Origin of the sequence: uncultured Roseobacter sp. (genome assembly GCF_947495275.1) — a bacterium.
GTDB lineage: Bacteria > Pseudomonadota > Alphaproteobacteria > Rhodobacterales > Rhodobacteraceae > Roseobacter.
On record NZ_CANLYL010000016.1, the window covers coordinates 18,889 to 36,707 of the forward strand.

The following is a 17,819-nucleotide window of genomic DNA, read 5'->3' on the forward strand; positions in this document are numbered from 1 at the left end:
AGGAAGCCACTCATGGGACTACTGACGAAAGAATTTGAGCGTGCGCCCTGCACCGTTGAAATCAGCCACAAGTTCGAGAGCCTGCACGCGCATGTGCGGTTCAACAACGGCGCTGTGATCTATCCGGGCGACGAAGTGAAAGTGCATGGCGAGGAGATCATGGCCCCCTTTGGTGAGATTGTCTCCGAAGACCGCGAGGCCACGATCATCCGCGCCAGCAAGCTCGAACAGCTCTGGACCCGCCTGACGGGCGATTTCGAGGTCATGGAGCTGTGTGAATTTTCCTTCTCAGAGGAGGTCACGCTATGAACGCCCCGATCAAACACACCTCCGAGATCACCGACGCCGAAGAGAGCCTGAAGGTTCAGGAGGCGCAATCCGTTCTCGACAGCACATCCGCCACCGAAGTCGCCATGCAGAACACGCTGCTGACGCCGCGCTTCTATACCACCGATTTCGATGAGATGGACGCGATTGACGTCTCCCCGGTGCGCGAAGATTGGGACAAGCTGATAGCCCAGATGGTCTCTGACCCCAACAAGGGCCACTTCAAGAAAAACGAAGACTGGGACCATGTGGATTGGGACGGAATGGAGCCCGGCCTGAAGAAGGAATTCATCGATTTCCTGATCTCTTCCTGCACCGCCGAGTTTTCGGGCTGCGTGTTGTACAAGGAAATGAAACGCCGCGGCAACAACAAGGACATCACCCAGCTTTTCCAGTTGATGGCACGGGATGAGGCGCGGCACGCCGGGTTCATCAATGATGCCCTGCGCGAAGCGGGCGTGGCGGTGAACCTCGGGTTTTTGACGCAGAAGAAGAAATATACCTACTTCAGGCCAAAGTTCATCTATTACGCCACCTATCTTTCCGAGAAGATCGGCTATGCGCGTTACATCACCATCTTCCGGCATCTGGAGAAACACCCCGAGCACCGCTTTCACCCGATTTTCAAGTGGTTTCAGGAGTGGTGCAATGATGAATTCAGCCACGGAGAGGCCTTTGCCCTGCTGATGAAAACCGACCCGAAACTGACCCAGGGCATGAATGTCTACTGGATCAAATTCTTCCTCACGGCGGTTTATTCCACGATGTATGTGCGCGACCACCAGCGCCCGGCCTTCCACGACGCGCTTGGGGTTGATCCCGACTGGTATGCCCATGAGGTCTTCACCAAGACCTCCAAGCTCAGCGAACAGATCTTCCCGATCACGCTCGATATTGACCATCCGCGTTGGCAAAGCGGGTTGGAGAAAATGCAAAAGGCCAATGCCGATCTGGCCAAGGCGGCCGAAGAGGGCCGTTTCTTTGCCAAGATCGGAGCACAGGTCCGGGCCGTCAGCGCCTTTGTCTCGCTGATCACGATCCCGGCCAAGAAGCATCAGGTGCCTGCTTCCACCAGACTGGAGCCCGCCTACTAATGAGCTTCTGGACCCCCGCCCTTTTCGCCCTTTTTGTCTGGTGGTTTTCCACCGGGGCGATCCTGTGGGTGGTGAAATCCTCCGACCGGGATGGACCCCGCGCCCGCAAACGCGCGGTCCTTCTGGGCCTGCCCTTTCTGGGCGCAGGGGTCTGGGCTTTCTGGGCAACGTTGCACGACACCTCCGCCTTCGGGGCCTATGTCGGGTTCTTGTCGGCGCTGGCGATCTGGGGCTGGGTCGAGCTTGCGTTTCTGTCGGGCGTCATCACCGGGCCGAACCGAAACCCCTTGCCGGAAAACGTACCGGAATGGGAGCGGTTCATTCGCGCCTGGGGCACGCTGGCCTATCACGAGATGCTGCTGGTCGCGACGCTGATCGCCATGTTTTTGATCGACTGGAACCTGGCTGCCAGCAATAATTTCGCCACATGGACCTTCGCGGTGCTCTTCTTTGCCCGCATTTCCGCCAAGCTGAACCTGTTTCTGGGGGTTCCCAAGATCAACATTGATTTTCTGCCCTCGACACTGGCGCATTTGCCCAGCCATTTCCGGCACCGCCAGTTGAACTGGCTCTTTCCGGTATCGATCACCGCACTGACCTTTGCCGCCGCCTGCTGGCTGGAACGGCTCTACGCCACGCAAACACCCGGCACGGCGGCAGGGTTTTCCCTGCTGACCGCCATCACCGTTCTGGCCCTGCTGGAACACTGGATGATGGTTCTGCCCATCCCGGACGAAAAACTCTGGCGCTGGATGCTTCCGACGCCCAAACCCACCCAAGAATCGACACACCACCAAGGGGGACATCATGGACTTTGATGCACTGTTCCAGGCACAGCTCGACGCGCTGAAGGACGACGGAAACTACCGGATATTTGCGGAACTGGAGCGTAAGGCAGGGGCCTTTCCTACCGCCAGGTGCCATGACGATGATAGCCCTGATCAGGTGACCGTGTGGTGTTCGAACGATTATCTGGGCATGGGCCAGCACCCGGCGGTGATCCAGTCCATGAAGGATGCGATCGACAATTGTGGCGCGGGTGCGGGTGGCACGCGCAATATCTCCGGGACCAATCACAATCACAAGCTGCTGGAGGCGGAACTGGCCGACCTGCACGGCAAGGAGCAGGCGCTGCTCTTTACTTCGGGTTATGTCTCCAACTGGGCCGCGCTGAGCACACTGGGCGCGCGCATCCCTGACTGTGTGATCCTCAGCGATGAGCTGAACCACGCCTCGATGATCGAAGGCATCCGCCATTCTCGTGCCAACAAGGTACTGTGGCGACACAATGACCCCGAAGATCTGGACCGCAAACTCTCCGCCCTGCCCGCCAATGCCCCTAAGATCGTGGCTTTTGAGAGCGTCTATTCGATGGACGGCGATATTTGCCCGATGAAAGAGATCGTCGAGGTGGCCGAAAAGCACAACGCCATGACATATCTGGACGAGGTGCACGCGGTGGGGCTCTACGGCCCGCGCGGTGGCGGCATTTCAGAACGTGAGGGGCTGGCAGACCGCATCACCCTGATCGAAGGCACATTGGGTAAGGCTTACGGTGTCGTAGGCGGCTATATTACGGGCTCTGAGGCCCTTTGCGACTTTATCCGCTCGTTCGCCTCCGGATTCATCTTTACGACCGCTCTGCCCCCTGCCGTGGCCGCAGCTGCGCAAACGTCAATTCAGCATCTCAAAATTTCCAGCACGGAACGCAAAATGCAACGCGAACGCGTCGCATACCTGCGCAAGCGGCTGGACATGGAAGGTATCCCACATCTGAAGAACCCCAGCCACATCATCCCTGTGATGATTAAGGATCCGGTCAAATGCCGGATGATCGCGGATTATCTGATGCAGCAGTACGGAATCTATGTCCAACCCATCAACTATCCGACAGTACCCAAAGGCACGGAGCGTCTGCGTTTCACCCCTTCCCCGCTGCATAGCACCGAAGATATCGAACATCTTGTGAACGCGCTCAAAGACCTTTGGAAACAATGCGCAATTTCCCACGCAGTTGCCTGATATCGCGGCAATGTGACTGTTGACTCTCGCTGTTATCTCCTACGTTGTGTCTCAAGCAACTTAGGAGATAACGATGACACGTACCTTTGCAGCCATCCTTGCACTCAGCTTCGCCGCCCCTGCATTTGCGGACGGACATTCCACCGGAGATGCCGAAGCTGGCGAAAAAACATTCAACAAGTGTAAATCCTGCCACATGATCGTTGCAGATGATGGCACGGTTGTTGTCAAAGGCGGGAAAACCGGCCCGAACCTCTATGGGGTGATCGGACGGACCGCCGGCACTGCGGATTTCAAATACGGCAAAGATATCGTGGCGGCGGGTGAAGCCGGGCTGGTCTGGGACGAAGCGAACCTTGCGGAATATGTCGCTGACCCACGCGAATTCCTCAAAACCACGCTGGATGATCCAAAGGCAAAGTCGCGGATGTCCTTCAAACTCAAGAAGGGAGGCGAAGATGTTGCCGCCTACCTTGCTTCGGTCGGCCCGCAAAGCTGATACATCAGCAATCTGACCAAGGCCGCCGCCCCTCGCCCGGGCGGCGGCGTTTTTTGTAGCCTCCCGTCAACGGTCGCGCCGTCTAGTAACTGATCAACAGCGGCACGCTAAAATCGTTCATCGGGTGATCCGCAGCTCCGGCATTCCGGCTTACCTGCGGCATCGAACATGCGCCAACAACGAACACCAACCCCAGAAATGCAGCGGTTGAGACCATGCGCCCCGGAATGGTCCGAGATTTCGGGATTTGCATGCGCGTGGTGCGTTCCGCACCAGCCAAATCCTCAGCGCCACGTGCAAAAATGAGCTTTCCATCAAAATTATCAGTCATCGTTCAAGCCTTTCCTATTTCAAACAAAACCTCAGGCAAGCACCTGACGTTGAGCTCGAAATTGTAGGGCTGGCGTTTCAATCGGATGTCGCGCCGGGCAGTTCAAAGTTTCGATTGTTTCAAACTGATTTCTCTTCCGCCACGTTTGATGCCATCGATCAGACGACGATGCGGATTTCGGCAACATCGGCATCAATCTCCTGACAGGCTTTCAGCAGGCGACCTTCCAGATGTGTCTGAACATATGCCGCATGAAATCTCGACGGTGCTCGGAGGGTCAAGCGCCCCCCTGCCCTCTCGGCACGCTCCAGAGACGCGATCCAACTGGAGTAGCTGCCCATGTCCTCTGCGTGCAACAGAGCTTTGGAGAGAGCCCACTCCGTGCCACTTGACACATCGGGCACTGCAACCTTGCCGCGGACAGGCAAAGGCACAACTTTTTCTGGCAGAACCTCCCTACCCATACGCAACTCGAAATCGCTGCCCACGTACTCCCAGGCAGCTTCCGTATCGCTCAACAGCTGATCAATACCCAACCCATATTGGGTCACTCGCCCGCGCGCGCCCTGACGTTTGACCACAAGCCAGCCCTTGGCCCGAAAAAGAGCCATTTCACGTTTTACCGTACGTTCATCCACCGACCACAGACGTGCAATTTCGCGTTGTCCCACAGCAAGCTCGTCGCGGGCCCAGTTGTAACGCGCGGTAATCAAAGTAATCAGCCGAAGTGCCCTGCGTTGATCATGTTTGCCCAACGCCAGCGCAAATGCGCCAAGTGCTGTCAGCAAATCATATTTACGCGCAGAAGCTCCGCGACCCACTGGTTTCGTGGAATACATGGCCCTGCCTTCATTCTGTAAGATGCGCGCTTTCAAAAGCTGCGCCTGCCTCAAATACGGGCTGATCAATCAGCCTCTTGTGATGGTTAGCCCGCAAAACCCGCCGCTAATCCATCCTGTTCCCTGATTTGCGTCCGAAGTTCCGATTCTGTCAAGCGTTGAGTGAATCTGATCGGCGGCAAAGATCATATATCGAAAAGAAATATCGGTATAAAGGTATTGGGGGACGACTTGTATGTCCCCCAATAGCGTTGTTTTGTCACCCAATAGGATGTGGTGCGCAGAAACTGTCCCCCAATATTTCGAAAAACTTCCAATCTGTAGTCCCGCCTTTTGATGGATCGGCGAATCGGGCTTTTCTTTTGCTTCCGCTTGTGAAGCCTGGTCAAACCGCTCGCGGCAGTTAATCGCGCGTTCACCATATTCTCTTTTGCATTTTTTGCCAAATCCGCGTAAATCTGAAAAAAACAAGAATTAGCGTCCCTGCGGGGACATCCTAAATGACAGGCACATATGTTCACGCATTCCGATCTTGCTAAGCTTCAGGCGCAATCTCTCAAAATGCAGGGGTTTATCCGCCAGCAAACCTATAGCCCGCAGAATGAAAAGACCCTGCGGCGTTTTTCCAGCTGGGAAGTGGCCGAACTGATCTTCAAGGTAAATCAATCGACGATGCGCGGGCGGCTTGCGGCGGACCCTACCCTGCCCCAGGGAACGGTTGAGGCAGACGGGCGCCAGCACTGGTATTCGCTGGAGGAGATCAACGAGATGCGTCGTCGGTTGAAGGTGAACCGCCGGTCGTTGATGCCGTATCGACCGGCAGGCAAGCGGGCGATGCGGGCCGCGATCGCCAATTTCAAAGGGGGTGCGGGAAAGTCTACCGTGGCGCTTCACTTTGCCCATGCGGCAGCGCTTGATGGCTACCGGGTGCTATGTGTCGACTTTGATCCGCAGGCAACGCTCAGCCACTCCATGGGGCTTTCCGATGTGGCGGAGGAATATACCGTCTGGGGTATCATGGCGCGTGATCTGGCCGCTGAAACCGAGCGGATGAACAGGGCGTCCCAAGGTGCTGAGAGTGGAACCGCCCTGCCCCAGCGCCGCCTGCCCAGCAGTATCGCTGACATGGGGCTCGCCGATCTGCGTGCGGCCGATTTCATCAAGCCGACGAACTGGCCGACCATCGACATCGTGCCCTCCTGTGCGAATGCGGCCTTTGTCGAATTTGCCTCCGCTCAGTATCGTCATCTTAATCCCGAATGGTCCTTCTTTGCTGCTGTGTCGCGTTTTCTGGATCAATTGCCCAATGATGCCTACGACCTGATCCTCTTCGATTGCCCGCCTGCGATCGGCTATCAGTCCATGAACGCGGTCTTTGCAGCTGATATGCTCTACATCCCCTCCGGGCCTGGCTATTGGGAATACGATTCCACGACCTCTTTCATTGGGCAGCTGGCGGAAGCGTTGGAAGACCTCAGCCGTTTTAACGGGCTTGTCCCCGCGGGGACAATGAACCTGCCCAAGGTGTTTCTGGACCTGCGTTTCCTGCTGACACGGTTCGAGCCGAACAACGATCTGCATCGGGCGATGCAACAGGCCTTTGTGAAGGTGTTTGGCGATAGGGTGACGGAACACCCCATCGAAATGACCCGTGCGGTTGAGCAGTCCGGGCGGTTTTTATCGTCCATATACGAGATCGATTACCGCGACATGACGCGCGAAACCTGGCGCCGGGCAAGGGCGAGTTTTGATCAGGCCTATGGAGAATTCCGCACCCATCTCTGCGCGGCCTGGGACCAGCTGGAGGATGAGGCATGAGCAAGCGACGCGTCTTTGATATCGACTTTGATGAGGCCACTGTTCCTGCGGGGACAGTGGACGAACCCCCTGCCCGCCGCGGTCCTATGGCGGCAGCCATTTCGGAAAATGCAGAAGCTTTGGGTGTGCGTCAAACGACGGAAGCCGAAATCAGGGCTGAGAACGACCGGCTTGCCCATGAATATGTCGCTCTGAAAAAGAATGGCCAGATCGTCGGATTGGTGCCGCTTGACGAGATCCAGATGACCAAATTGGTGCGTGACCGGTCGGCAGATCGGGATGCCGATCTGGAGGAGTTGAAGGCTTCCATTCTGGCCGTTGGTCTGTCCAATCCGATCCATGTCGAGGAAGTTTCTGGCGGGTATGAGTTGATACAGGGGTTCCGGCGATTGAGCGCCTATCGAGAGTTGGCCAAACAGACTGGCGATGCCCGGTTCAAAAGCATTCCGGCAACGCTTCAGGCAAAGGGCGCGCAGCTTGATCATCTATACCGTCGCATGGTCGATGAAAATCTGGTGCGGCGCGATATCTCCTTTGCCGAGATGGCCCAGCTTGCGATGTCTTATGGGGCTCGAAGTGGACAGTCGGTCGCTGCGGCGATCGAGGCGCTTTATGCCTCGGCTGGCCGTCAGAAGCGCAGTTATATTCGTCATTTTGCGCATCTGTTGACGGTATTGGGCGATAACCTGAAGTTTCCTGAAGCGATCCCGCGCGCTACCGGTCTAAGTCTTGTCAAATTGCTGGAGGAGAACCCCCGTTTCGCCGGTCAGGTCAGGGCCGTTTTAGAGAGCCAACCCAACCGGGATGCCGCCCTTGAGCTTTCGCTCTTACGCAGTGCTGTAACCGGTGGCCAGAAAAAGCCCAAAACAACCAAGCCAGGCAGTTCCAGAGCCTCTGCAAAGACAACCATCAAGTTGAACCGGCCTGAAGGGGTGGCAAAATGCACCGCGTCTGCCGGTAAATTCGAGGTTGTTCTGGATCATGATTTCGGGGCGATTGAACCACGCAAGCTCGAAGCCGCGGCACGGGCTTTTCTGGATCGGTTGAAGGGCTAATCTGACAGGAAGCGCAGAATGTGAGCCGCAACGATGTCCGGTACCTCTTCATGTACCAAATGACCTTTGCCAGCCAGCTCCACCAACCTGGCATTCGGTATTCGACCGGCGGCCCTGCGGGCGACCGCCGGCGGGACTGTGCCGTCCTGATCTCCGGTGATGAAAAGCGTCTCGGCAAGCATGGTGGGTAGACTACCGATCAGATGATCAAGCGACCATTGCGCCATCATGAGCAACGTGGCGTCGACGTGATCTCGATCCGCTACAAGCCGTCTATAGAAATCAATACCCTGCTCGTCCAGTTTAGAGCCTGTACTGCCAATTAGTGTCTCAATTCGCCGGGTGCGCGCAGCAGCGACCGAGAATGCTGTAGCCGTGAATGGAATAGCTGCCAGAAGCTTGGCCATCGCGGGGAACATCAGTCCGGCGATGCCGTCAAATGTATCCAGGGCTGGGTTGATCCCGACGATGCGTGGCGGATGTCCCCGCGGGGACATCAGGGTCTTTGACAGATTGAGGGCGATGGCGCCTCCGGCGGAGTGACCGATGATGGCATCAGGCGACCAGCCTTCATGCACACACAGAGATTCGATGTCGGCCGACATGGCATCCAGCCCGCATCTGTGCCGCGCGCCGAGCCTGGTGAAACCCTGTCCGGGCAAGTCGATTGCGATGACCTCGAAGCGCTTTGCCAAATGGGGAATGAGAGACCGGAAACTATGTGTGCTGCCGCCCGCACCATGTAACAGAAGCACAAGCGGCCCTTTCCCCCTCTGTTGTATGTGCCACCTATGTGGCGGCGACATTACGCGGCGGGACAATTCGGCATGGGGCCATTCTGGGGGAGGTGGCCAGCGCATGGCGTTCAGACGCCCAGAGCGACGCTTACAGCTCCTGTGAGGGTCTGTGCGTCAGCGCGGGGCAAGGCAAGGTACGAACCGTCACATTCGAGTGCCAACGCTTCCAGCCCCGATTGCGGGCGCGCGGACATGTCGATCACGAGGCTGCTGATGCCATGGGATCGGATCAATTGGGCGACTTTTCCGGCATCGGCAGAGGCACGGGCGCGATCAGCGCTACCATCTAGCGCGATGTTGGCGCGCCCGTCGGTCAATGCGATCACAGTGGGTGTCAAACCCTTGCCGCGACTTTGCAGCGCGAGGAGTAACGCTTGTTGCAGGCCAGTGGCCAGTGGCGTGCCGCCGCCACCTGGAAGGTTGGCAAGGCGGCGCTTGGTCTGCACAAGAGATCGCGTGGGCGGCAACAGGATTTCAGCATCCAGACCCCGAAACGAAATCAGGGCTACATGATCGCGATCCGCGTAAGCTTGGGCAAGGAGCAATTCGATGGCTCCTTTTGCTTCGTTCAGTCGTGAAACAGCCGCGGAGCCCGACGCGTCGACCGCAAAGATGAGGAGACGGTCGGATTGCTCTTGATAACGTTTCAGGCGTATGTCGGACGGTCGGATCAGCAACTTCGAGGACAGTGCATTCTGTTTCCGGCGGATTGGTTGCCAGGGTGCGGCGGCTCTGAGCGTGGCTACGAGGTCGATGCGATTGCGTCCGTCAAGACGTCCGGGGCGCGAGGGCAGGGGGCGCCCTCGTCTGTTTCCCTTGCGTTTTTGACCTGCGCCCTGACCTGTCGATCTTCGTGCTGTCCCCGTGGGGACAAGGCCCGCAAGGACATGTGGCGGTAATAGTGCCCTGACAGCGTCAACCAGCATGTCGCCTTCGGGTATGTCGCGGGGCGTATCAGCGTTCGGTTCCGCGCCGGTTTCGGGCTCGAGAGCAGGCGTTGTGTCTGGTTCCACGTCGCTGGGAATTTGAGTGGCGCGTTGCGGGTAAACGAGGCTGACGGCAACTTCGATATCGCGCTGATCCAGTTTTTTATGCCCGCTGAAGGCCGCATGTGCCCGCGCGACGCGAAGCGCAAGAAGGGGCGCTCGCATGCTGTCGATCCCGAACTGCGAGGCCAAAGCCGTCACCGTGTTCAGATCATCAATGGAACAACGGACGGATTGCGGATCAACAAGAGCCGTCCCCGCGGGGACAGGTCGCCATCCGACGGGCATCTTTCCAATTGGAGAGATATGGAATGGCAAGCGTTCTGAAAGGGCAGGGGGGGTGGCCTCCTCCTCCTCTGCGCCCTCATCAAGGGCGAGGATGCAATGACCCACGTCAAGGTCCAGTTGATGCCCTAGTTTGGCCGCCAGTTCGGTGCTGCATCTTTCCGCCATGGACAGGATTGCAATGAAGTGATCGTCAAATAATCCTTTAAAATCAACAATATGATCGGATTTTAGCGTTGCTGCAAGATCCAAACCCCCAAACAAATGCTCGTCAGAGATGTTGGGATGTATTCGATGGGCGTTTAGGGGTTCCAGAGCACGCAGCACCTCGTCTCGTTGGGGGCTTGCGCGCATTCGAATAATGGCCCCTCCAAGGTAGCCAGGTGCGAAGGACAACAAGCCCAATCCGAGCGCCGCGAGGTTCCAGCTTTCGGTTTGAGGGGTCACCCCAGCACCTCCTCCACGACGCGCCCAATGCGCGTGCCCGACCCTGCTTCATCAAGGGGGTCGCGGCGCAGCCGGTGCGATAAGGCCGAGGGCGCGATTTCGCGCAGGTGGTCCCGGTTGAGTTTGCGTTTTCCTTGATAGGCGGCCAATGCGCGGGCCGTCCGCAACAGGGTCAGTTCGCCGCGCAGCCCGTCAGAGCCCAGTGCGATGCAAATCGCGGCACAATCTTCCAGAATGCCGTCGGGCGTTACGAGTCTAGGCAGTCGTTTGCGCGCCTTGAGAATTGTATCGCGGATTTTTGCGTCTTCGGCGCTGTATGTCTCCATGAACGCGGCGTGATCGGATTCAAAAGCATCCCGGCGCCGAATAACCTCAACCCTTTCGCCGATCTCATCGGGGGATCGGACCTCGACCGACAGACCGAAACGATCAAGGAGTTGCGGGCGCAGTTCGCCTTCCTCGGGGTTGCCGGACCCAACAAGCACAAAGCGCGCCGGATGACGGATGGACAGGCCCTCCCGTTCAACCACGTTCTCGCCCGATTGAGCGACATCGAGCAACAGATCGACGATGTGATCTTCCAGCAGATTGACCTCGTCGATGTAGAGATACCCACGGTTCGCGCGCGCCAGAAGGCCGGGTTCAAACGCCTTTTCGCCGCGCGTTAGCGCGCGTTCGATGTCCAGCGCGCCCACCACCCTGTCTTCGGTGGCCCCCAGCGGCAAATCAATGACGGGCGTGGGGCGTGTGACCAGTTTTTTGGAACCCAGTTCCGCCCAGTCGGGGCAGTCAGCGGATCTGGGTGAATTGACCGGGCAGGTTTCCACCACGCGAATGGGCGGTAGCAGGGCGGCCAGTGCCCGCACTGCCGTCGATTTGCCCGTGCCTCTGTCACCAAAAACCAGAACGCCGCCGATGCCCGGGTCCACTGCCGTCAGGATCATCGCCTGTTTCATGGCCGTCTGTCCGACAATTGCGGAGAAAGGGAAGGGGGTCTTCATAGAGCGTATTCCAGTGCGTCGAGCGGGCTTTTTCCATCCCATGTACCCGCGTCACCAAGTATGGCGAAACGCGCGTAAAGTTCTTCGGAAAACCAGTTGCCCTCGCGCACGGCGCGAATGGCGGCTGCATGGGGTCCGTTGCTGCGGGCAAATTCCGCCATGGCCGCAGCATCCGGCCAGATTGAGAACGTGATCTGGTGCAGCAGGGGAACTTCACCGATGCCGATCTTGAAAGCGACGTTTTGATCAGACCCGATCATGCGGCTGATGTCCGGCACACGTCGCCAGAATTTCAGGGCAACGGACGGTTTGATCGTCGCGCGTGTCAAGGCGGCCAGGGGCCCGCCGGATGCCCGGTGCGTGCTCTGGAAAGGTGCCACGCCTGACCATTGCCCCCGGGCAGAGGCGGTTTCCAGATATACTGTCCAGTCTTCGTTGGCTTTGCGCCGGTACCGATTGAAAATCTCGGCTTGGGCGGTTTGTGTGCGTGCGGTCTGTTCATCCGGCCAACTGGCGAGGATCGCGTAAACGGAGGTGTTGGGGATCGGTGTGAAACCTTCACCGGTGCCGGAACCGCAAAGCTTCCAGAAATCGATTCCAGGTACCTTTGGCAATGCCGTCCGTGCGAGCCCCATCATCGCAAATGCCCAGAGGCGCGCCGCCGGGCGGGCAAAGCGGAAAAAGCTCAGTGATACAATGGGCGTGCCGGTCATTGCGCGCTGTGAAACTCCCCAGTTGTCAATTTAGTCTGACACGCAAATGCGCCGATGGGAAGAAGGCAATTGTAAACTTAACTAGACACATTTACGGTGTTGGTGTGATGACACGTGTGGATTCCATCGACTCTGTAGACCCCCGCAGCGGGCGGCGTAACCGGGCGATCGTGATTGGTGCCGGGCTCGGAGGATTGGCGGCGGCCATGCGCTTGGGGGCCAAAGGCTACCGGGTCACGGTGATTGACAAGCTCGATGTCCCCGGTGGACGTGGATCAGCGCTCTGGCAGGAGGGTCACCGCTTTGACCTTGGCCCGACAATCGTGACGGTGCCACAGCTCTACCGCGCGCTTTGGAGCGCTTGTGGGCGCAATTTCGACGATGACGTGACCCTCAAAGCACTTGATCCGTTCTACGAAATCAGATGGCCCGACGGCACCAGATTTGTGGCCCAGCAGGACACCGAGAAACTGCGTGCCGAAGTCGCGAAGTTATCGCCCGGCGATCTGGCGGGTTTCGACAGGTTCCTCAGCGACAGCGCCAAGCGGTACTGGTTCGGGTTCGAAGACCTCGGGCGCCGTTCCATGCATCGACTTTGGGAATTGATCAAGGTGCTGCCCACCTTCGCCCGGCTCAGAGCCGACAGATCGGTCTACGCGCATGCCGCAAGCAGGGTCAAAAACGAAAAACTGCGCATGGCGCTGAGTTTTCATCCGCTTTTCATTGGCGGAGACCCTTTGCATGTGACCTCGATGTATATTCTCGTCGCCTATCTCGAAAAGGAATTCGGGGTGCATTACGCCATGGGCGGATTGGCCGGTATGGCGCGCGCCATGGGTAATGTGATCGAGGATCAGGGCGGATCACTGCTGATGGAAACACAGGTGGATGAGATCGTCGTACGTGACGGCGCGGTCACAGGCGTGCGTCTGGGCTCCGGCATCGAAATGGGGGCAGATATCGTCGTGTCCAACGCTGATTCCGGTCATACCTACAACACGCTTTTGCGCAATCACAAAAAACGCCGCTGGACGCCGAAGAAACTGGCGCGCACGCGGTATTCCATGAGCCTGTTTGTCTGGTATTTCGGCACCAACGGCACAGCGCGTCAGTGGCCCGATGTGGGTCACCACACAATTCTGAACGGGCCGCGCTACACCGGGCTTTTGCGTGATATCTTCATCAAGGGAAAACTCTGCGATGACATGAGCCTTTATGTGCATCGCCCCTCTGTCACCGACCCCTCCGTTGCGCCGGAGGGTGATGACACTTTCTATGTGCTGAGCCCGGTGCCGCATCTGGGGCATGACAACGGTGTCGACTGGGCGGACGAGGAACCACGTTACAAGGCCAAGATGCTGGCAATGCTCGAAGAGCAGCTATTGCCCGGTCTGGGCGGCAAGATCAGCACCGAAGTGGTTTTCACACCCGAGACATTCCGCGACCGATACCTCAGCCCGCTCGGTGCTGGATTTTCCATCGAGCCGCGCATTCTGCAAAGCGCGTGGTTCCGCCCGCATAATATCTCGGAAGAGGTCGACGGGCTTTACCTCGTGGGGGCGGGTACGCATCCCGGCGCAGGTGTGCCTGGTGTCATTTCCACGGCTGAAGTCCTGAGCACATTGATCCCCGATGCGGAGGTTGTCGAATGATTGCGCCACATGATCTGGAACATTGCCGGGAGGCCATTCGCCATGGATCCCTGTCCTTCCACGCAGCCTCCAGACTGCTGCCCGCCAGGGTGCGGGATCCGGCATTGGCGCTCTATGCCTTTTGCCGTCTGGCCGATGATGAGGTCGATCTGAAGGCCGAAAAGGTCGAGGCGGTTCTGCGGCTGCGCGACCGGCTGGATGCGGTCTATGCGGGCCGCCCGAAAGATGCAGCCCCCGACCGCGCATTCGCCGCCATTGTCGAGGATTTCGAGATGCCGCGGGCCTTGCCCGATGCCTTGCTCGAAGGTCTGGCATGGGATGCGGCAGAGCGACGTTACAGCACCTTGTCCGGGGTCAAGGATTATTCTGCCCGTGTGGCCTCCGCCGTGGGGGCGATGATGTGCGTGCTGATGGGGGTACGGGATGCGCATGCGCTGGCGCGGGCCTGCGATCTGGGTGTCGCCATGCAGTTGACCAATATTGCCCGCGATGTGGGAGAAGACGCTCTTGAGCGCCGCATTTACCTGCCGCTGGATTGGCTCGAAGAGGCGGGCATTGATCCTGAAACCTTCCTGCAAGACCCCAAGCCCACGAAAGCCATGCGCAGAATGATCAAACGTCTCGTGATGGAGGCCAACCGCCTGTACATGCGCTCCGAGGCTGGTGTGGGTGCCTTACCAAGGGGGTGCCGTCCGGGAATTTACGCGGCGCGGTTTATCTATGCGGGTATCGGTGGCCAGCTCACAGCAATGGGCTACGATTCCATATCCGCGCGCGCACGCACCAACAAGGCGCAGAAGATCGGGTGGCTCGGGCAATCGCTGCTGCTCAGCGGCGCAAGCCTGATGATGCCGCGGTCCTCCGTTCTTTACGCGCGTCCCTTGGAGGAAGTTCAGTTTCTGGTGGATGCCGCAGCGCTTGGGCGACCGGCGTCCTCGCGCAGTGACGCCCTGATTTCGGTACTGGCAACGCTGGAACAACGCCGCCTTGAACAACGTGCACAGTTGACGGGACGATCCGCTGGGGTAACGTGACGCCATGTTCTGGCTTCTTTTCTGCATTTTTTTTGCTGCTTGTCTCGGGGCAGGTGCTACCGGCGGGTTGTTCCCACCCGGTGCGTGGTATCGCGGGCTCAACAAACCCTGGTTCACGCCGCCTGACTGGGTCTTCCCTGTTACCTGGATCACGCTTTACGTTTGCATGTCCGTCGCGGGCGCGCGGGTGGCTCTTCTGGAGGGCAGTGGCGTCGCTCTGGCATTCTGGTCGCTGCAGATTGCCTTGAACGGGCTCTGGACCCCGGTATTCTTTGGCCTCAAGAACATACGCTTGGGTATGGGTGTCGTGGGACTCCTCTGGTTCGCTGTGCTGAGTTGCCTTCTGGCGATGTGGCAGCTGGATGCCGTGGCCGGGTTGTTGTTTGTGCCCTATCTGATCTGGGTGAGTATCGCGTCTGCCCTGAATGCCGGTGTCTGGAAGCTGAACCCGGAGATGGCGCGAGAGCCGCCGGGTGCGGCGGGCTGATCCTTAGTCAAAATGCCATCTGGCTCGGCGGGGCACACGCACCGCCAACATCGGTTTGAGCAGCGGGCTTCTGAACCGACGCAGATCAAGCGCTTCATGTACGCCCGTTGTGCGTTCGCCATCCAATTGTGTCTCAACGGCAGAGCGAGAATAAAACGGAGCGTCCAGCATGTTGAGCACTTGCCGCGGTTGGCAGCCGGGATCGCCGCGTGTTCCGCGCTTGATGGCCCAAAGGCTCCGGCGCAAAGGTGCTACCGGGGGCAGGGCGAGCGTTTCCGCCGTGCCATCGTGGTTGAAACGATACCCTGCGGCCAGGGTTGTTCCGTCGCATCTGGTCGCGTCGTAAAAGCACGTCGTCCCCATTGCCGTGGGGTATCGTCCCCAAGTCCAGTAGCTGAAATCTTCTTCCAGCGCCCGGTTACCGAAATTGGCGTCAAAATACCCATCACCTTGCCAGCGCCAGCCCGGGCGGTCGATGTCAACGTCGATGCGCGCCGTGGGGGCAAAGGGGCGCCAGATATGGGCACCATCTTCTGTCAACGGCAATTCAACACCAGTGATCGCCGAAGGTATCAGACGAATTTGCCCCTCTATGCGATTGATCAGGGGCGGCCCCGAGATCTCATTTATGTCGATGATCAACTGATTGTCGGCCCATCGCATCATGGAGGGACCGACCTCAAAGCGGGCACCGGTCTGGCGCAGGGCCGAAGCACCGCGATCTGTCATGGTAAAGCGACCACCGGGCCCGTAGGTCGCGACGTTGATGCACACGTGGTTTTGCGGGTTCTTGCGTCCGGACCACTTGTACCATGGCGAAAAAACCGACCCGATGAAACCAATCACCGAAATCGCCCGCGTGCCGCAATCGCTCAGGCCGTCGACATACCACCACGCATAGCCGTCGGGTCCGACAGGGATGTCGAAGTTTGGGCGCTTAAGATCGCCTCTGCCGCGTGCCGCGCGGAGAGGGTCGCCATCGGCAGGCCCGCTCCGGGATGGGTGCCGCCGCCCGCGAGCCAGAGGCCCGGAATCTTCGTGCGTGCGGTCGGGCGCCTCAGCGATGCCGTCAGCCCGTGCGGGCTCTGCCCGTAGAGCGCGCCCATCGTTTCGGGAAACATCTGAGCGAAATGCTGGGGCGTTGTGATCGTCGTCATCGACGGTTTCGGCGACAAGGTCACCTGAAAATCCGCTAGTCGCTGCATGATCTGATGATGCCATGTGTCGAGATCCATGGGGGGAGTAAGGGTTTCGGTGGCTGGCGCGTTCGAGATGATCTCGAATCGTTCCAGCGGGGGAACAGGCGTGCCATGCCCGCGGTCCTCGGCACAAAGATAAAGCGTTGGATCAGATGGTATGCGCCCGGCCATGAGGTCGTCAAATTCAGACTGTGGCGTATCTGCGAAAAAAACGTTGTGGTGTGATAGATCGGGTCTCGTTTGGCAGGCGGCAAAGCTGTGCACACGTGCGGAAAAAGACCTCGGTATGGTCAGGGTCTGGGGTGCGATACCGCATAAATCAGAGCCCAATTTGCCTTTCGCCAGCGCGCGCGGATCGCCTGCGTAGACAATGAATTTGGCGCGAAGATGTTCTGAGCCATTGATTTCAATCCCACTGACTGCACCGTTGTCCAGCGTAATCTTATCGACATGTGTGTTGGTCCGCATGATGACGCCGCGGTTGATGGCGAGCGCAGTCAGAGCTGTCGCCAGACGTTGCATGCCGCCCTGGATAACCCAGATGCCTGCCGCTTCGGCCTGCCAGATCAACGACAGGATCGCCGGGCTGAGGTGCGGTGCGCCGCCCACATAGGTGGCGTAGCGCCCGAAGAGTTGGGACAGACGCGGGTCGCTGAACTGATTGTCCAACATTTGGGAAAGCGTCGAAAGCGGCGCCATTGCGCGCAATAGCCGTGGGTGTCGCAGCACTTCAAGAGCGAGTCGTGGGACTTTTGGTTTGGCTGCCTGCATCATTGGGATGTCGAAAGCGTCGAAGAGTTGCCGGGCACGCCAATTGAACTGACGAAACTCCTCTGCCGATTTATGTCCGGCAAATTCGGCTATGGCCGAGGCGGTCGTCTCGGGGTCCGCGTGCAGGTCCAGCTGGCTGCCATCCGACCAGAAGTGTCGCGCCAGAATATCTTGCCGCATGAGGGTCACGTGATCTTCGAGACGTTCCCCCGCGCAGGCAAAAAGGTCGTCGAAAACGTGGCGCAGGGTCAGCACGGTCGGGCCCGCATCAACCGGACCGGCCGCGCTCGGCACAGTTCTGATCTTTCCGCCCATGTGGTTGTGGCGTTCAAGGAGCGTCACCGACATGCCCCCGGCCGAGAGCCGCAAGGCGGTCGCCAACCCGGCAATGCCCCCGCCAATGACAATGGCGGCAGGTCGCTTGCTCAGACGCGAAGGGGTTTCAACATCCATAGGCGATTG

Annotated in this window: 19 protein-coding genes; 10 read left to right on the top strand and 9 right to left on the bottom strand. The window is 58.6% G+C overall.

What is annotated here, in order from left to right; genetic code table 11:
* Nucleotides 1–12 precede the first annotated feature (12 nt).
* From Q0802_RS21345 to Q0802_RS21365, 5 genes are all read left to right on the top strand, one after another.
* The gene (locus Q0802_RS21345) at nt 13–309 is read left to right on the top strand and encodes a hypothetical protein (protein ID WP_298921898.1); all 297 of its coding nucleotides are present in this window, start codon (nt 13–15) and stop codon (nt 307–309) included.
* Nucleotides 306–1,421, top strand: coding sequence for a magnesium-protoporphyrin IX monomethyl ester (oxidative) cyclase (gene acsF, locus Q0802_RS21350; RefSeq protein WP_298921899.1), 1,116 nt, complete (start codon nt 306–308; stop codon nt 1,419–1,421). The genes Q0802_RS21345 and acsF overlap by 4 nt, the downstream gene beginning before the upstream one ends.
* Nucleotides 1,421–2,239 carry a putative photosynthetic complex assembly protein PuhE gene (puhE, locus tag Q0802_RS21355; protein ID WP_298921900.1) on the top strand — a complete coding sequence of 273 codons (819 nt, stop codon included), beginning with the start codon at nt 1,421–1,423 and terminating at the stop codon, nt 2,237–2,239. The genes acsF and puhE overlap by 1 nt, the downstream gene beginning before the upstream one ends.
* A complete protein-coding gene (gene hemA / locus Q0802_RS21360) occupies nt 2,229–3,443 on the top strand; it encodes a 5-aminolevulinate synthase (RefSeq protein WP_298921901.1) in 1,215 nt (404 codons plus the stop codon). Before puhE ends, hemA begins: the two co-directional genes overlap by 11 nt.
* Before the next feature lie 73 nt (nt 3,444–3,516).
* Nucleotides 3,517–3,942 (top strand): c-type cytochrome, encoded by a 426-nt coding sequence (locus tag Q0802_RS21365; RefSeq protein WP_298921902.1) that lies wholly within the window; start codon nt 3,517–3,519, stop codon nt 3,940–3,942.
* Between the two features lie 82 nt (nt 3,943–4,024).
* Here the strand turns inward: Q0802_RS21365 and Q0802_RS21370 are convergent, their stop codons facing one another.
* The 3 genes from Q0802_RS21370 to Q0802_RS21380 form a co-directional block, all read right to left on the bottom strand.
* On the bottom strand, nt 4,025–4,273 hold the full coding sequence (locus tag Q0802_RS21370) for a hypothetical protein (RefSeq protein WP_298921903.1): 249 nt from the start codon (nt 4,271–4,273) through the stop codon (nt 4,025–4,027).
* Between the two features lie 158 nt (nt 4,274–4,431).
* On the bottom strand, nt 4,432–5,112 hold the full coding sequence (locus Q0802_RS21375) for a DnaA N-terminal domain-containing protein (protein WP_298921904.1): 681 nt from the start codon (nt 5,110–5,112) through the stop codon (nt 4,432–4,434).
* 69 nt (nt 5,113–5,181) lie between these two features.
* Nucleotides 5,182–5,583: a hypothetical protein gene (locus Q0802_RS21380; RefSeq protein WP_298921905.1), complete on the bottom strand. Its 402-nt coding sequence runs from the start codon at nt 5,581–5,583 to the stop codon at nt 5,182–5,184.
* A gap of 42 nt (nt 5,584–5,625) precedes the next feature.
* Here Q0802_RS21380 and Q0802_RS21385 point away from each other — a divergent pair, with 42 nt between their 5' ends.
* Nucleotides 5,626–6,930: an AAA family ATPase gene (locus Q0802_RS21385; protein WP_298921906.1), complete on the top strand. Its 1,305-nt coding sequence runs from the start codon at nt 5,626–5,628 to the stop codon at nt 6,928–6,930.
* The gene (locus tag Q0802_RS21390; protein WP_298921907.1) at nt 6,927–7,985 is read left to right on the top strand and encodes a ParB N-terminal domain-containing protein; all 1,059 of its coding nucleotides are present in this window, start codon (nt 6,927–6,929) and stop codon (nt 7,983–7,985) included. Before Q0802_RS21385 ends, Q0802_RS21390 begins: the two co-directional genes overlap by 4 nt.
* On the opposite strand, the gene bchO is transcribed toward Q0802_RS21390, so the two are convergent.
* The 4 genes from bchO to crtA are packed head-to-tail and all read right to left on the bottom strand — an operon-like array spanning nt 7,982 to nt 12,214.
* On the bottom strand, nt 7,982–8,845 hold the full coding sequence (gene bchO, locus Q0802_RS21395) for an alpha/beta fold hydrolase BchO (protein WP_298921908.1): 864 nt from the start codon (nt 8,843–8,845) through the stop codon (nt 7,982–7,984). The genes Q0802_RS21390 and bchO overlap by 4 nt on opposite strands.
* Nucleotides 8,846–8,850: 5 nt before the next feature.
* Nucleotides 8,851–10,500: a magnesium chelatase subunit D gene (locus tag Q0802_RS21400; protein WP_298921909.1), complete on the bottom strand. Its 1,650-nt coding sequence runs from the start codon at nt 10,498–10,500 to the stop codon at nt 8,851–8,853.
* On the bottom strand, nt 10,497–11,501 hold the full coding sequence (bchI, locus tag Q0802_RS21405; protein WP_298921910.1) for a magnesium chelatase ATPase subunit I: 1,005 nt from the start codon (nt 11,499–11,501) through the stop codon (nt 10,497–10,499). The genes Q0802_RS21400 and bchI overlap by 4 nt, the downstream gene beginning before the upstream one ends.
* Nucleotides 11,498–12,214 carry a spheroidene monooxygenase gene (gene crtA / locus Q0802_RS21410; RefSeq protein ID WP_298921911.1) on the bottom strand — a complete coding sequence of 239 codons (717 nt, stop codon included), beginning with the start codon at nt 12,212–12,214 and terminating at the stop codon, nt 11,498–11,500. Before crtA ends, bchI begins: the two co-directional genes overlap by 4 nt.
* Before the next feature lie 107 nt (nt 12,215–12,321).
* On the opposite strand from crtA, the gene Q0802_RS21415 reads away from it, so the two are divergent.
* The 3 genes from Q0802_RS21415 to Q0802_RS21425 are packed head-to-tail and all read left to right on the top strand — an operon-like array spanning nt 12,322 to nt 15,387.
* The gene (locus Q0802_RS21415) at nt 12,322–13,866 is read left to right on the top strand and encodes a phytoene desaturase (protein ID WP_298921912.1); all 1,545 of its coding nucleotides are present in this window, start codon (nt 12,322–12,324) and stop codon (nt 13,864–13,866) included.
* On the top strand, nt 13,863–14,900 hold the full coding sequence (gene crtB, locus Q0802_RS21420) for a 15-cis-phytoene synthase (RefSeq protein WP_298921913.1): 1,038 nt from the start codon (nt 13,863–13,865) through the stop codon (nt 14,898–14,900). The genes Q0802_RS21415 and crtB overlap by 4 nt, the downstream gene beginning before the upstream one ends.
* Before the next feature lie 4 nt (nt 14,901–14,904).
* Nucleotides 14,905–15,387 carry a TspO/MBR family protein gene (locus Q0802_RS21425; protein ID WP_298921914.1) on the top strand — a complete coding sequence of 161 codons (483 nt, stop codon included), beginning with the start codon at nt 14,905–14,907 and terminating at the stop codon, nt 15,385–15,387.
* A gap of 3 nt (nt 15,388–15,390) precedes the next feature.
* On the opposite strand, the gene crtC is transcribed toward Q0802_RS21425, so the two are convergent.
* Nucleotides 15,391–16,263, bottom strand: a complete 873-nt coding sequence (gene crtC, locus Q0802_RS21430; RefSeq protein WP_298921992.1) for a carotenoid 1,2-hydratase — start codon at nt 16,261–16,263, stop codon at nt 15,391–15,393.
* On the bottom strand, nt 16,260–17,810 hold the full coding sequence (gene crtD, locus Q0802_RS21435) for a 1-hydroxycarotenoid 3,4-desaturase CrtD (RefSeq protein WP_298921915.1): 1,551 nt from the start codon (nt 17,808–17,810) through the stop codon (nt 16,260–16,262). Before crtD ends, crtC begins: the two co-directional genes overlap by 4 nt.
* Nucleotides 17,811–17,819 lie beyond the last annotated feature (9 nt).